Source organism: Pseudomonas sp. IT-P4, assembly GCF_949767755.1.
GTDB lineage: Bacteria > Pseudomonadota > Gammaproteobacteria > Pseudomonadales > Pseudomonadaceae > Aquipseudomonas > Aquipseudomonas monachiensis.
Genome location: NZ_CATKPX010000056.1, coordinates 135,913 through 150,088 on the forward strand (window position 1 = coordinate 135,913; position 14,176 = coordinate 150,088).

A 14,176-nucleotide genomic window follows, 5' to 3' on the forward strand; every position below is an offset into this window, starting at 1 on the left:
TCAATCCTTAGCGAGCAATGGGCGTCAGGCGAAGCAAGTGAATCCGACGGCTGTCGGCGTTCAGGATGCGGAAGCGGTAGGGGCCGATTTCAGTGATTTCGTTACGTTTTGGCAAATGCCCGAACGCGCTCATCACCAGGCCGCCAACGGTGTCGAACTCGTCGTCGGAGAATTCGCTGTCGAAGAATTCGTTGAAGTTCTCGATTGGCGTCAGGGCCTTGATCAGGAAATCACCGCTGGGCAGCGGCTTGATGTAGCTGTCTTCTTCGACGTCGTGTTCGTCTTCGATGTCGCCGACGATCTGTTCCAGCACGTCTTCGATGGTCACCAAACCAGCCACGCCGCCGTATTCGTCGATGACGATGGCCATGTGGTTGTGGTTGGCGCGAAACTCGCGCAGCAGCACGTTGAGGCGCTTGGATTCCGGCACGAAGGTGGCCGGGCGCAACAGGTCCTTGATGTTGAAGCTGTCGCCGTTTTCCTTGAGGATCAACGGCAGCAAGTCTTTGGCCAGCAACACGCCCATCACGTCATCGTGGCTTTCGCCGATCACCGGGTAGCGGGAGTGGGCCGAGTCGACCACGGCAGGCAGGAACTCGCGGGGTGTCTGGGTCGCCTTGATGCTGACCATCTGCGAGCGCGGGACCATGATGTCCCGGACCTGCAAGTCAGCCACCTGGATGGCGCCTTCGACGATGGCCAGCGCTTCGCTGTCCAGCAGTTTGTTCTGGTGTGCATCGCGCAGCAACTCCAGCAGCTCCTGGCGGTTTTTCGGCTCGTGGGCAAAAGCCTGGGTGAGCTTACCCAGCCATGACTTCTGCCCGTTGCTCGATCGATCTTCGCTCATAGCGATTACTCTGAATCCTTTGTTGTTTCGGTAGGGAGTGCGTCAGTTTCGTCGTCCGCGTACGGATCGGGAAAGCCCAGTTCTGCAAGCAACGTTCGTTCCAGTGCTTCCATTTCTTCGGCTTCCTCGTCATCAATATGGTCGTAACCAAGCAGATGCAAGCAGCCGTGAATCACCAGGTGTGCCCAGTGGGCCTTGAGTTCCTTGCCCTGTTCAGCGGCTTCGCGCTCGACCACGGCCACGCAGATCACCAGATCGCCCAGCAGCGGGATGTCGAGGAACTCATCCGGCACGTCGGCCGGGAATGACAAGACGTTAGTTGCGTAGTCTTTTTGCCGCCAGGTGTGGTTCAGCTCGCGTCCTTCGGCTTCGTCGACCAGACGAATGGTCATCTCCGAGTCGGCGGTGCGCTGGCGCAAAGCCAGCTCGCACCACTGGCGGAATTCGGCTTCGCCGGGGGCGTCGGCTTCGGTGGCGATTTGCAGGTCAAGCTCAAGCATCGCGGCGGCTGTCCTTGGCGGCGGCATCATCGGCCGCTTTGGTTTCGAAGCGCTCATAGGCTTCGACAATCCGCTGCACCAGTGGATGGCGCACGACGTCCTTGGGCTGGAAATGGGTGAAGCTGATCCCTGGCACATCCTTGAGCACTTCAATCACGTGGTGCAGGCCGGACTTGGTGCCGCGTGGCAGGTCGACCTGGGTGATGTCCCCGGTGATGACGGCCGTGGAGCCGAAGCCGATCCGGGTCAGGAACATCTTCATTTGCTCGACCGTGGTGTTCTGGCTTTCGTCGAGAATGATGAAGCTGTTGTTCAGTGTACGGCCGCGCATGTAGGCCAGCGGCGCGACTTCGATCACCTGGCGCTCGATCAGCTTGGCGACGTATTCGAAGCCGAGCATTTCGTAGAGCGCGTCGTAGAGCGGGCGCAGGTACGGGTCGATTTTTTGCGACAGGTCGCCGGGCAGGAAGCCGAGTTTTTCACCCGCTTCGACTGCTGGGCGAACCAGCAGGATGCGGCGAATCTGCTCGCGCTCCAGTGCATCCACCGCGCAGGCCACGGCCAGGTAAGTCTTGCCGGTACCGGCCGGGCCGATGCCGAAGTTGATATCGTTACCGAGGATTTCCTTCACGTAGCGCACTTGATTCAAGCCGCGTGGGCGAATCATGCCTTTCTTGGTGCGCAGGGCCACGGAGGGTTCGGCGGGGGAGTGGTTGTCCAACTGCTCGACGGCCGATTCCTGCAGGAACAGGTGCACCATGTCCGGCGACAGCTCGGTACCCTTGGTTTCCCGGTACAGGCGGCGCAGGAGATTTTCCGCGGAGGTGGTGTGTTTGGGTTCGCCGATCAGCTCGAACTGGTTTCCGCGATTGCGGATCTCGATGGTCAGGCGCTGTTCGATCAAGCGCAGGTGCTCGTCGAATTGCCCGCACAGATTGGCGAAGCGACGAGCTTCAAAAGGCTCGAGGATGAAACGATGTGGTTCTATAGGTGCGTTCAAGGTCGTATTTAGCCGCCCTGGGGCAATAGTGATGAATCAAGGATAGCGCCAGTGAGCTGGGTGCGAAAGCTCTTATATAGACCAAGTTAATTCACTGGCCTGGCGCTGTTCCTGTGGGAGCTGGCTTGCTCGCGAAGAGGGTGTCTCAGTCGACAATCATTTAACTGACACAGCGTTTTCGCGAGCAAGCCCGCTCCCACAAGGGGGATGCGGTGTTACTGGATCAGCGAGCCCCGCAGCGAGTGCGGCTGCGCGGCATCGATGTGCACATCCGCGAACTGGCCGATCAGGGTCGGATTGTCGCAGCGGAAGTTGACGATACGATTATTCTCGGTCCGGCCCTGCAGCTCGCCCGGGTCCTTTTTCGAGTAATCGGTCACCAGGATCCGCTGGATCGAACCGACCATTTGTCGGCTGATCTCGAAACCTTGCTGGTTCAAGCGATGTTGCAGTGCGTTCAGGCGTTCTTTTTTCAGCTCTTCCGGAGTGTCATCGACCAGGTCGGCGGCCGGAGTGCCCGGGCGCTGGCTGTAGACGAACGAGTAGGAAAAGTCGAAACCCACGTCGGCAATCAGCTTCATGGTTTGTTCGAAATCTTTCTCGGTCTCGCCCGGGAAGCCGACGATGAAGTCCGAACTGATGCAGATCCCCGGTACGGCGGCGCGCAGCTTGCGCAGTTTGGATTTGTATTCCAGCGCGGTGTGGTTGCGCTTCATCGCCGCGAGAATGCGGTCCGAGCCCGATTGCACCGGCAAGTGCAGGTGTTTGACCAGCTCCGGCACGTCAGCGTGGGCCTGGATCAGGCTGTCGGAGAACTCCAGCGGGTGTGACGTGGTGTAGCGGATGCGGTCGATGCCGTCGACCGCGGCGACCACGCGGATCAGCTCGGCCAGATCCGCCAGGCGCCCATCATGAGTCGTCCCACGATAGCCGTTGACGTTCTGCCCCAGCAGCGTCACTTCGCGCACGCCGTTTTCGGCCAGGTGAATGATCTCGGCAAGCACGTCGTCGAACGGCCGGCTGACTTCTTCGCCGCGGGTGTAGGGCACCACGCAGAACGTGCAGTACTTGCTGCAACCTTCCATTACCGACACGTAAGCGCTCGGGCCGTCGATGCGGGGCTCGGGCAAATGGTCGAATTTTTCGATTTCCGGGAACGAGACGTCAACTTGCGGCAGCTTGCTGCTGCGCGCGGCGTCGATCATTTCCGGCAGGCGGTGCAGGGTCTGCGGGCCGAAGACCACGTCGACGTACGGCGCGCGATCACGAATGGCCGCGCCTTCCTGGCTGGCCACGCAACCGCCGACGGCGATCACCATGTCCGGGTTGGCCAGCTTCAGTTCGCGCCAGCGACCGAGTTGGGAATAGACCCGGTCCTGTGCACGTTCGCGGATCGAGCAGGTGTTGAGCAGGATCACGTCGGCGTCTTCAGCGCGGGCGGTGACTTCCAGGGCCTGATGTTCGCCCAGCAGATCGACCATGCGCGAGCTGTCGTACTCGTTCATCTGGCAACCGTGGGTTTCGATGTAAAGCTTCTTGGCCATGGAATAGAGTCATCACGTGATTCAAAGAACCGCGCATTATAGGGAACATGTACCCAGGTTCCTACCGCTGCGCGTCCGATGGCTATGCTATAGTTCGCGCCCTCATTTTTATCCCCCGATGTGTTGCTCGCCTGCCATGACCAAACGTGAAGCTCCAATCTACAAGGTGATTTTCCTCAACCAGGGCCAGGTGTTCGAAATGTATGCCAAGCAGATCTATCAAAGTGATCTGTGGGGCTTTCTGGAAGTGGAAGAGTTCGTCTTTGGCGAGCGCACGCAAATGGTCGTCGATCCGAGCGAAGAAAAGCTCAAGGCTCAGTTCGAAGGCGTGGTACGCAGTTTTGTGCCAATGCATTCGATCGTGCGCATCGATGAAGTCGAGCGTATGGGCACACCAAAAATCAGCGAAGCCCGTGGCGCGGTCGGCAATGTCATGCCGTTTCCGATGCCGATGCCTGAGAAGTAAGCAGCTAGGGCTAGAGAGGCTTGTTGTGGCGAGGGAGCTTGCTCCCGCTCGGCTGCGAAGCAGTCGCAAGACCGAAATGCGCGGTGTGCCAGGCAGAGTGTGATTGCAGGATTTAGGGCCGCTTCGCGCCCCAGCGGGACGGTGCGGCGGTCCGACAAGCTCCCTCGCCACAACAAGCCACCCCGCAGTCAGAAGTGCTCAGGGCAGTGGCGCGAAAGGCGTACGCCCGTCAGCGCTTTGCAATTCCATCAAATATTTACGGAAAATTTGCCCGAGCACCTGGGTCGCAAGCTCCAGTTCTTCGCGGGGCATTTTCTCGGTGACTTCGTCGGCGGTGTCCAGGGCGTCTTCGGCGCCGTTGACCGCTGCCATCTTCAGCAGGATGTACGCCTGAACGTTATTGGCCGGCACGCCTTCGCCGTGGAAGAACATGGTGCCGAGTTTGAATTGTGCCTGGGCGTGGCCTTGCAGCGAGGCTTTTTCGAAATAGCTCAGGGCCTGATTGAGGTCGCGCGGCGTGTTTTTGCCTTCGTAGTAGAACTCACCCAACTCGTATTGCGCTTGCGCATCCCCTTCTTCCGACGCTTTCTGGCAGGCGGCGAGCGCCTGTTCCAGGTCTTGCGGCTGGGTATTGAGGGTGCAGCGACCCATCGCTGGGATTAACAACGAGTTGCCGCCTGCTTGTGCGTGCGTGAGCAGGGGCTGAAGAAGCAACAGGCAGCCCAGTGCAAGGGTGCGGCCGGTGCGGTTCATGGGAATCGACTTACCTCTGAAGGGCGCGCGGACCCATCGAGGGGATCCAATAAGCGCGCATTATGAAATAAGCAGGGCCAACCTTACAAAGTCTTTACTCGTTTTTCTGCTGCGCGGGAAATTTATCGCCCACTTTGCGGGGGATTATTGGCAGACGAGCAGGAAAAATCGTGGGAATGCCGGCGAAAGCTGACGCTGGCAAGGGCCAGCGTCAGCATTTGAGCGTTACTTCAAGGCCGCGAAGGCGCGCTCGGCGGCGTCCAGGGTCAGCTTCAGTTCAGCTTCGCCGTGGGCGATCGAAGTGAAACCGGCTTCGAATGCGCTCGGAGCCAGGTACACGCCACCTTCGAGCATCAGGTGGAAGAAGCGACCGAACAGGGCTGCGTCGCTGGCCATGACGTCATCGAAGGTGACGATGTCGTCGGCACCGCTGAAGTACAGGCCGAACATGCCGCCGGCCTGGGTGGTCACGAACGGAATGCCGGCCGCATCGGCGCGCTGTTGCAGGCCGTCGAGCAGGCGAGTGGTGTAGTCGGTCAGCTCGGCGTGGAAGCCCGGGCGGCTGATCAGGCGCAGGGTGGTCAGGCCGGCTGCCATCGCCAGCGGGTTACCGGACAGGGTGCCGGCCTGGTAGACCGGGCCCAGCGGGGCGATGCGCTGCATGATTTCGCGCTTGCCGCCAAAGCAGCCGACCGGCATGCCGCCACCGATGATCTTGCCGAAGGTGGTCAGGTCTGGCGTCACGCCGTAGTACGCCTGGGCACCGCCGAGGGCGACACGGAAGCCGGTCATGACTTCGTCGAAAATCAGCACCACGCCGTGCTTGTCGCACAGGGTCCGCAGGCCTTCGAGGAAGCCTGGTGCCGGCGGCACGCAGTTCATGTTGCCGGCCACTGGCTCGACGATGATGCAGGCCACGTCCTGGCCGACTTCGGCGAGCATGGTTTCTACCGCGTCGATGTCGTTGAACGGCAGGGTCAGGGTGTGTTTGGCGAATGCCGCCGGTACACCGGCCGAGCTCGGTACGCCTTGGGTCAGTGCGCCGGAGCCGGCCTTGACCAGCAGGCTGTCGGAGTGACCGTGGTAGCAGCCTTCGAACTTGATAATGCTGTCGCGACCGGTGAAGCCGCGGGCCAGGCGAATGGCGCTCATGGTCGCTTCGGTGCCGGAGCTGACCATGCGCACCATTTCCATCGATGGCACGAGGGAGCAGACCAGGTCGGCCATCTGCGTTTCCATCTCGGTCGGGGCGCCGTAGGACAGACCGTGCTCAAGCTGTTTACGCACCGCGTCCAGTACGTCCGGGTGACTGTGGCCGAGAATCATCGGACCCCAGGAACCGACGTAATCCACATAGCGCTTGTCGTCTTCGTCGGTGACGTAGGCGCCTTCGGCGTGCTTGAAGAACAGCGGCGTGCCGCCGACGCTCTTGAACGCGCGAACCGGCGAGTTCACGCCACCGGGAATGTGTTTCTGGGCATTGGCAAACAGGGTTTCGGAACGAGACATGATCGGGCTCTCAAATCAGATTTAAAGCTTAAATAGAAAACAATTCGTTGAAGGCGCGGGCGCGGCGGGTCACTTCAGCCGTGCTCTCGGCGCCGAACAGGCCATGCACCACCGCCAGCAGATCGACGCCATGGGCCACCAGTGGGGCGGCGTTATCCAGGGTGATACCGCCGATCGCGCAGATCGGCAGGTGCAGCTGTTTGCGGGCCTGGTCGAGCAGGTCGAGGCTGCAGGTCGGTGCACCGGGCTTGGTGTTCGAATTGAAGAAGCGGCCGAAGGCGACATAGCTGGCGCCTTCCTTGGCGGCCTGTTCGGCCAGTTCGAGCTGCGCGTGGCAGGTCGAGCCGATGATCGCCTGGCGCCCGAGCAGTGCACGGGCCGGGGTCAGCGGGCCGTCGGTCTGGCCCAAGTGCACGCCCACGTTCAGGCGTGCCGCCAACTCGGCGTCGTCATTGATGATCAACTGCGTCTTGTAACGTTCGCACAGCCCGCGCAAGGCTTCGGCCTCACGCAGACGGCGGGCTTCGTCGCTGCTCTTGTCGCGGTATTGCAGCAAGGTGACGCCGCCTTCCAGCGCCGCCTCCACGTACTTGAGCAACTTACCGTCCAGCAAATGGCTATCGGTAATGGCGTACAGGCCACGTAGTTTCATCGGACAAGCCTCACCGCATACGAATAGAAGTTACGAACAGAAATCCAGCGGCAAACGGCGCGGCACGAACTGGCCTTTGCCCAGTTGCTCGGCATCACGCAGGGTGCGCCACGTGTAGTTAAGCGCGGTCTGCACGGCGCTGGCGAGGTTTTCGCCCTGGGCCAGACGACCGGCCAAGGCACTGGCCAGGGTGCAACCGGAACCGTGATAACTGCCCGGCAAACGCTGGCAGGTATAGGTTTCGCGCAGGCCATCGCGGCTATACAGGCGGTTGTGGATTTCGGTTTCGTCGCCGTGGCCGCCGGTGATCAGCAGGTGTTTGACGAACGGCAAGAGTTTTTCAGCGCACTCGTCCGCGGTGCCTTCGGGCAGTTCGGCGAGGATGCGGGCTTCGGGAAGGTTGGGGGTCGCAATGATCGACAAGGGCAGCAGACGCTCGCGCATGGCGTAGCCGACTTCGTCCTTGCCCAGGCGTCCGCCGCCGCCGGCGCGCAGCACCGGATCGCAAACCATCGGCAAATGCGGGTGCGCCGAAAGCAGTTCGACCACGGTGTCGACCATTTCCAGGGAACCGAGCATGCCCAGTTTGACCGCCGCGACTTCGGAGTCGTTGAGCACGGCATTGGCCTGGGCCAATACCCACTCACGGTCAAGGACGCGGAAGTCCGTGACATTGACGGTGTCTTGCACGGTCAGGGCGGTGACGGCCGGAGCCGCATGGCAACCCTGAGCGAGCAGGGCTTCGATATCTGCCTGCAAGCCGGCGCCACCACTTGGGTCGTGGCCGGAGAGACAGAGGACAACGGGGCGAGAGCTGTAGATATTCATGGTGCGCGAGCTTACCACCAAACCTGTTTTCCGGGTGTTGTGGCGGTGTGTTTGGTCGATACATTGTGGCGAAGGGGATAGCACCCTTGCCTGGATGATTTTCCTGCCATTGATAATCGTTCAGTTATGTCGCTGAAATGCCCGTCCTAGAGCCTTTTCAGGAAAAATTTCAATGGTGTTTAATGGCCATCAACGGCTATGCTAGAGTGGATCCAAACCAATAACAGGTGATGCCGGTTTTACGTCTGCTCAAAAGGAATGGGGGGCTTCCTGACAGAACCGGACAGGCCACGCTGGGGCTTCAATGCGCTATTTGCTGATGTTGCTGTTGTGTTTGCCCCTCCTGGCAAACGCCGTCGAGTTCGATGAGTTCACTCAAAGCCTCCCCTTGGGCCGAACCCTGCAGGTCTATGAGGACGCAACTGGTCAGGCGACCATCGCGGATATCCGTGCGCAAGCGGCGGCCGGCAACTTCAAACCGCACCACAAGGACACGCTCAACGCCGGGTACTCGCGTTCGGTGTTCTGGCTGAAAATCGACCTGCATTACCGTCCGGCCAATCCGGCGGCGCAAAGGACCTGGCTGCTGGAACTGGCCTATCCGCCCCTCGATCGCCTCGATCTCTATTTGCCCGATGCGGCCGGCAACTATCAGTTGGTCAGTCAGACCGGCGATGCCTTGCCCTTCACCAGCCGCGAGATTCGTCAGAACAATTATCTGTTCGACCTGACGTTCAAGCCCGATCAGGCCGAAACCGTATTCATGCGCTTGCAAAGCGAAGGCTCGATCCAGGCGCCGGTCACCTTGTGGTCGAGCACCGCCTACCTCGAGGAGCAGCCCGTGCGCCTCTATGTACTGGGGCTGATCTACGGCGTACTGCTGGGGATGCTGGTCTACAACCTGTTCATCTACCTCAGCGTGCGCGACACCAGTTACCTCTACTACATCTTCTATATCGCCTCGTTCGGCTTGTATCAGCTGTCGGTAAACGGTGCGGCCGTGCAGTATTTCTGGCCGGACAATCCATGGTGGGCCAACGCCGCAACGCCGTTTTTCATCGGCTGTGCCGGGCTGTTCGGCAGTCAGTTCGCCCGCCGTTTCCTGCAAATGGCAACCCACAGTCGCTGGCTCGACCGCCTGTTGCTGGCGCTGGTTGGCTTCGGTGCGCTGGTGGTCGGCCTGTCATTGATGACCAGCTACGCCCTGGCCTTACGCCTGGCCACGGCCCTGGCGCTGACGTTCACCGTGGTGATTTTTGCCGCCGGGATCTTTGCCTGGTTGCGCGGCCTGCGGGTGGCGCGGTATTTCATCATTGCCTGGTCGGCGTTTTTGCTCGGCGGCATCGTCAATACGCTGATGGTGCTGGGTTACCTGCCGAACGTGTTCCTGACCATGTACTCCAGCCAGATCGGTTCGGCCATTGAAGTGGCGCTGCTGTCCCTGGCGCTGGCCGACCGCATCAACGCCATGCGCGAGCAGCAGGCTCAGACCCTGTTCGACGCCAGCCAGAAGCTTGAAGTCCTCAACCAGCAACTGGCCCGCAGTAACAAACTCAAGGACGAGTTCCTTGCCACCCTGACCCACGAATTGCGCACGCCCATGAACGGTGTGATCGGTTCGCTGGAACTGATGCAAACGGTCGAGATGGACCCGGAGCTCGAGCAGTACCAGCAGACGGCGTCTGGATCGGCGCGGGACATGATGCGCATGGTCAACGGCATCCTCACCCTCACCGAATTGCAGGCCGGCAAACTCAAGGCCTCGGCCGACACCTTCAGCTTGCGTGGCATGGTCGAGGCACTGCGCACGCAGTTCGAGGGCAATGCGTCGGGCAAGTCGCTGGACTTCAAGGTCGATGTCGCGCCAGGTGTGCCGGATCGTTTGCGCGGCGACAACGTCAAGATCGCGCAGTGCCTGGAATGCCTGCTGGATAACGCCATCAAGTTCACCAAGGTCGGCGGCCTGGCCCTGCGGGTGACCGGCAAGACCGTTGAGCCCGACCGGCTGGCGTTGACCTTTGCGGTGATTGACACGGGCATTGGTTTCACCGATTTGGGGGAGGCCACGATGTATCAACGGTTCTTCCAGCTCGATGGCTCGATGACCCGTGAATACGGCGGCCTGGGTGTTGGCCTGGCGATTTGCCGACAGTTGGTCGAGTTGCTCGGTGGACGCCTGACACACCGCTCCGAGCCAGGACGCGGCAGCCGGTTTCAGCTGGATGTGGAAGTCGGGCTGCCGGTAGTCGAGCGTCCGGTGACGCCATTGATGACCCGGGACTTTCCGCGCCTGCGCTTGCCTCAGGATTGTGCCGTGCTGTTGGTGGATGACAACGACATCAGCCAGTTGGTGATGCGCGGCATGTTGCTCAAGCTGGGCTTTCGCGTACGTACGGCCGACAGCGTCGATGCTGCTCTCGATCTCCTGCAGCGCGAAGTGTTCGACGCGGTGCTGGTCGATTGTCAGTTGCCGCTATTGGGCGGTGAGTCGGTGTGCTGCCGGATCCGCGCGTTACCTGGTTATGCCGAACTGCCGTTGTTCTTGATCGCCCTGAACGGTGACCGTGAGCGCTGCCCGACCGGCGCGGTGATTGATCACTTGAACAAGCCGGTGAAATTCGAGGAATTGCAGGCCGCGCTCTACCGCCGTGTACTTTGTTTGCAGCAGGGCGAAAGCGCCGGAAGTTAGGCGGATATGACACTTTGATCGGCCGAGGGGCGGTGATTAACTGATGTCAGTTGGCCGACCAAAGGAGCCCTGTCATGAACCTGCATCAGTTCGCCGAAACCCACGAAGTCACCAACCAGCCACCGTCACTGGACGGCGCCAACCTGTACCGCATCGATTTGCCGTTGCAGGAGTGGTCGCGGCGGTTCGGGGCCGGTTGGGCCGAGTCGCGGATCGACGCCTATGGCGCACTGGCCGGTGGCCCGTTGATGGAAGCCGGGTTCCTGGCCAATCAGAACAAGCCGGTGTTCAACAGCCATGACCGGTTTGGTCATCGCATTGACCTGGTGGAGTTTCACCCGGCTTATCACGAACTGATGCGTACGGCGGTTGAGCATGGCTTGACCTCTTTGCCCTGGGCTCATCCGCAGTCCGGCGCCCACGTGGCCCGCGCTTCCATGACTTACCTGCACAGCCAGGCCGAGGCCGGCAGCGGCTGCCCGTTGACCATGACCTTCGCCAGCGTTCCGGCCATGCGCCTGCAACCGGACCTGGCGCAAAAGTGGCTGCCGAAAATCCTCGCCACCGAATACGACCCGCGTAATGTCGGCATGGCCCACAAGGCCGGGGTCACCATCGGCATGGCCATGACCGAGAAGCAGGGCGGCACCGATGTGCGGGCCAATACCACCAAGGCGTATCCGGTCGGTGCCAGCGGTCCGGGCCAGGCCTATGAACTGGTTGGGCACAAATGGTTTTGCTCGGCGCCGATGTGCGACGCCTTCCTGACTCTGGCGCAGACCGACAAGGGCCTGACCTGTTTCCTGTTGCCGCGCCATCGTCCGGACGACACGCGCAATCAGTTCTATATCCAGCGCCTGAAGAACAAGCTCGGCAATTGTTCCAACGCCTCCAGCGAAGTGGAGTTCCGTGGCGCACTGGCGTGGATGGTCGGTGAAGAGGGCCGTGGCGTTCCGACGATCATCGAGATGGTGGCCATGACCCGCTTCGATTGCATGGTCGGCTCCAGTTCACTGATGCGCCAGGCGCTGACCCAGGCCAGCCATCACTGCGCTCATCGTTCGGTTGGCGGCAAACTGCTCAGCGAACAGCCATTGATGCAGAACGTGCTGGCGGATCTGGCGCTGGAAAGCGAAGCCGCCCTGGCCTTGAGCCTGCGCATGGGCCGGGCGCTGGATCATCTGGACGACTCGCAGGAAGCCAAATTCGCCCGGCTGGTGACGGCGGTGGGCAAGTACTGGATCTGCAAACGGGCGCCGGCGATGATCAACGAAGCGGCCGAATGCATGGGCGGTGCGGGTTATGTCGAAGACAGCATCCTGCCGCGCCTCTACCGTGAGGCACCGGTGAATTCGACCTGGGAAGGCTCCGGCAACGTGCAGTGCCTCGATGTGCTGCGTGCCCTGTCGAAAGAACCGGGTGTGCTCGATGCACTGTTCAGCGAGTTGGGCGATGGCCATGGCGACAAGCGCCTGGCTGCACACATCAATCAATTGCAGGCGGCCTTCAAGGACACCAGCGACATTCAGTACCGTGCCCGGCAACTGACTGAGGACATTGCCTTGGGGCTGCAGGCGAAGTTGTTGCTGGAAGCCGGGAATGCGGTGGTCAGTGATGCGTTTATTGCCAGTCGACTGAATGGTGGCGGCCGGGTGTACGGCGCATTGCCACGCGGGCTGGATGTGGAAGCGATTGTCGCTCGTTCGACTCCACAAGGCTTCTGATCGGTCAGAAGATCGCAGCCTGCGGCAGCTCCTACGGGTGCACGACGAGCCCTTGTAGGAGCTGCCGCAGGCTGCGATTTTTTTTGGCTGTTCCCGTGAAGCGACGATGCAGGCAAGATGAAGGTCTGCAAGTCAGAACACAGGATGCTGATCGTGACCGAAGCTTTTATTGTCGTTCAAACCGCCGAGCAAGCCGTGGACCGGCTCGCACACTTGCACAATCGTGCAACCACCGCGTTGAGCCAGGCGCTCAAGCGTTACCTCAAGGATCGCGTCGAGCCCGATGCCGAACAGCGCTCGATGTTCCGCTATCCCGAATTGCGCCTGACCTACCACTGCCAGGGCGAAGTCCCGCAGACCACCCGTGCCTACGCCAAGGTTCAGTTGCCTGGCACCTACAGCGTCACCGTCACCCATCCCTCGGCTTTTCGTAAATACCTGCTTGAGCAGCTCGTTCCGTTGATGCACGACTTCACCGTGACTGTGGAAGTCGGTGTCAGCCAGCAGAACATTCCGTATCCGTATGTGGTCGAGCAGGGCGATGAGCTGGCGGGTTCCGGTGTCACTGCCCCCGTGTTGGCGCGGGTGTTCCCGAGCACTGACCTGTCGGCGGCGACCGATGGCATTGCCGATGGTCTGTACGATTGGGAAAACACCGATCCGCTGCCCCTGGCGCTGTTCGATGCCGCGCGGGTGGATTTCTCCCTGCGCCGACTGGTGCATTACACCGGCAGCGACTGGCGGCACGTGCAGCCGTGGATTTTGCTGACCAACTATCACCGCTACGTCGACCAGTTCATCGTCCATGGCCTGGAGCAACTACGCAGCGATCCGCGTTTTGTGCGCATGGTCCTGCCGGGCAACGTGATCATCGAAAAGAGCATGGATCACGGCGAAGCCTCGGCGATTGCCGCCGGGGTGGTCTGGCACCGCTACCAGATGCCGGCCTATCACCTGATCGCCAGCGATGGCCACGGCGTGACCCTGGTCAACATCGGTGTCGGCCCGTCCAACGCCAAGAACATCACCGACCACCTGGCTGTATTGCGTCCGCATTGCTGGCTGATGATCGGTCACTGCGGCGGCCTGCGTCAGTCGCAGACCATTGGCGATTACGTGCTGGCCCACGCCTACATGCGTCGCGACGGCATTCTCGACCGGGTGGTGCCGCCGAACATTCCGATTCCGGCGTTGGCCGAAGTGCAACTCGCGCTTCAGCAGGCGGCGGCCAACGTCACCGGCGAGAAGGGCGACGAACTGAAGAAGCGCCTGCGTACCGGCACTGTGCTGACCTACGACGACCGTAACTGGGAGCTGCGCTGGGCGCAGGAACGGCCGCTTATCAACCTGTCCCGCGCCGTGGCGGTGGACATGGAAAGCGGCACGATTGCCGCGCAGGGTTATCGTTTGCGGGTGCCATACGGCACGTTGCTGTGCGTTTCGGACAAGCCGCTGCACAGCGAAATCAAGCTGCCGGGCTCGGCCAACGCCTTCTACGAGCGCGCGGTCAGCCAGCACCTGAAGATCGGTATCGAGGCGGTGGATCTGTTGCGCACCGAACTCAACTCGCTGCACTCGCGCAAGCTGCGCAGCTTCGACGAGCCGCCGTTCCGCTGATTTGTCGATGGTCATTTAACGGTCGGGCTACTAGCATTAGCAGCCCT

12 protein-coding genes are annotated in these 14,176 nt (G+C 61.0%); 4 read left to right on the forward strand and 8 right to left on the reverse strand.

From position 1 onward, the window contains the following. Positions 1-7: 7 nt before the first annotated feature. The 4 genes from ACM6IT_RS21950 to miaB form a co-directional block, all read right to left on the reverse strand. Positions 8-847, reverse strand: coding sequence for an HlyC/CorC family transporter (locus tag ACM6IT_RS21950; protein WP_027924283.1), 840 nt, complete (start codon positions 845-847; stop codon positions 8-10). Between the two features lie 5 nt (positions 848-852). Next, on the reverse strand, positions 853-1,347 hold the full coding sequence (ybeY, locus tag ACM6IT_RS21955) for an rRNA maturation RNase YbeY (protein ID WP_414914829.1): 495 nt from the start codon (positions 1,345-1,347) through the stop codon (positions 853-855). Beyond that, positions 1,340-2,347 (reverse strand): PhoH family protein, encoded by a 1,008-nt coding sequence (locus ACM6IT_RS21960; protein ID WP_056728837.1) that lies wholly within the window; start codon positions 2,345-2,347, stop codon positions 1,340-1,342. The genes ybeY and ACM6IT_RS21960 overlap by 8 nt, the downstream gene beginning before the upstream one ends. Positions 2,348-2,562: 215 nt before the next feature. Next, positions 2,563-3,891 (reverse strand): tRNA (N6-isopentenyl adenosine(37)-C2)-methylthiotransferase MiaB, encoded by a 1,329-nt coding sequence (gene miaB / locus ACM6IT_RS21965; RefSeq protein WP_414918666.1) that lies wholly within the window; start codon positions 3,889-3,891, stop codon positions 2,563-2,565. A 136-nt stretch (positions 3,892-4,027) separates the two neighbouring features. On the opposite strand from miaB, the gene ACM6IT_RS21970 reads away from it, so the two are divergent. Continuing rightward, positions 4,028-4,357 (forward strand): DUF1820 family protein, encoded by a 330-nt coding sequence (locus tag ACM6IT_RS21970; RefSeq protein WP_056728833.1) that lies wholly within the window; start codon positions 4,028-4,030, stop codon positions 4,355-4,357. Positions 4,358-4,555: 198 nt separating this feature from the next. On the opposite strand, the gene ACM6IT_RS21975 is transcribed toward ACM6IT_RS21970, so the two are convergent. The 4 genes from ACM6IT_RS21975 to ACM6IT_RS21990 all read right to left on the reverse strand — a co-directional run bounded on the left by ACM6IT_RS21975 (position 4,556) and on the right by ACM6IT_RS21990 (position 8,099). After that, positions 4,556-5,110, reverse strand: a complete 555-nt coding sequence (locus ACM6IT_RS21975) for a tetratricopeptide repeat protein (RefSeq protein WP_056728831.1) — start codon at positions 5,108-5,110, stop codon at positions 4,556-4,558. 225 nt (positions 5,111-5,335) lie between these two features. Then, the gene (gene hemL / locus ACM6IT_RS21980) at positions 5,336-6,619 is read right to left on the reverse strand and encodes a glutamate-1-semialdehyde 2,1-aminomutase (RefSeq protein ID WP_056728829.1); all 1,284 of its coding nucleotides are present in this window, start codon (positions 6,617-6,619) and stop codon (positions 5,336-5,338) included. A 28-nt stretch (positions 6,620-6,647) separates the two neighbouring features. Continuing rightward, a complete protein-coding gene (gene thiE / locus ACM6IT_RS21985) occupies positions 6,648-7,271 on the reverse strand; it encodes a thiamine phosphate synthase (RefSeq protein ID WP_150726971.1) in 624 nt (207 codons plus the stop codon). A 30-nt stretch (positions 7,272-7,301) separates the two neighbouring features. Next, the gene (locus tag ACM6IT_RS21990) at positions 7,302-8,099 is read right to left on the reverse strand and encodes a hydroxymethylpyrimidine/phosphomethylpyrimidine kinase (protein WP_414918667.1); all 798 of its coding nucleotides are present in this window, start codon (positions 8,097-8,099) and stop codon (positions 7,302-7,304) included. Positions 8,100-8,403: 304 nt separating this feature from the next. Between ACM6IT_RS21990 and ACM6IT_RS21995 the strand changes: the two genes are divergently transcribed. The 3 genes from ACM6IT_RS21995 (at position 8,404) to amn (ending at position 14,129) form a co-directional block, all read left to right on the forward strand. Beyond that, complete coding sequence (locus ACM6IT_RS21995; RefSeq protein WP_414918668.1) at positions 8,404-10,788, forward strand: 7TM diverse intracellular signaling domain-containing protein; 2,385 nt, start codon at positions 8,404-8,406, stop codon at positions 10,786-10,788. A gap of 74 nt (positions 10,789-10,862) precedes the next feature. Beyond that, positions 10,863-12,512, forward strand: a complete 1,650-nt coding sequence (locus ACM6IT_RS22000; protein WP_414918669.1) for an acyl-CoA dehydrogenase family protein — start codon at positions 10,863-10,865, stop codon at positions 12,510-12,512. Between the two features lie 117 nt (positions 12,513-12,629). Then, positions 12,630-14,129: an AMP nucleosidase gene (gene amn, locus ACM6IT_RS22005; protein WP_177336502.1), complete on the forward strand. Its 1,500-nt coding sequence runs from the start codon at positions 12,630-12,632 to the stop codon at positions 14,127-14,129. Positions 14,130-14,176 lie beyond the last annotated feature (47 nt).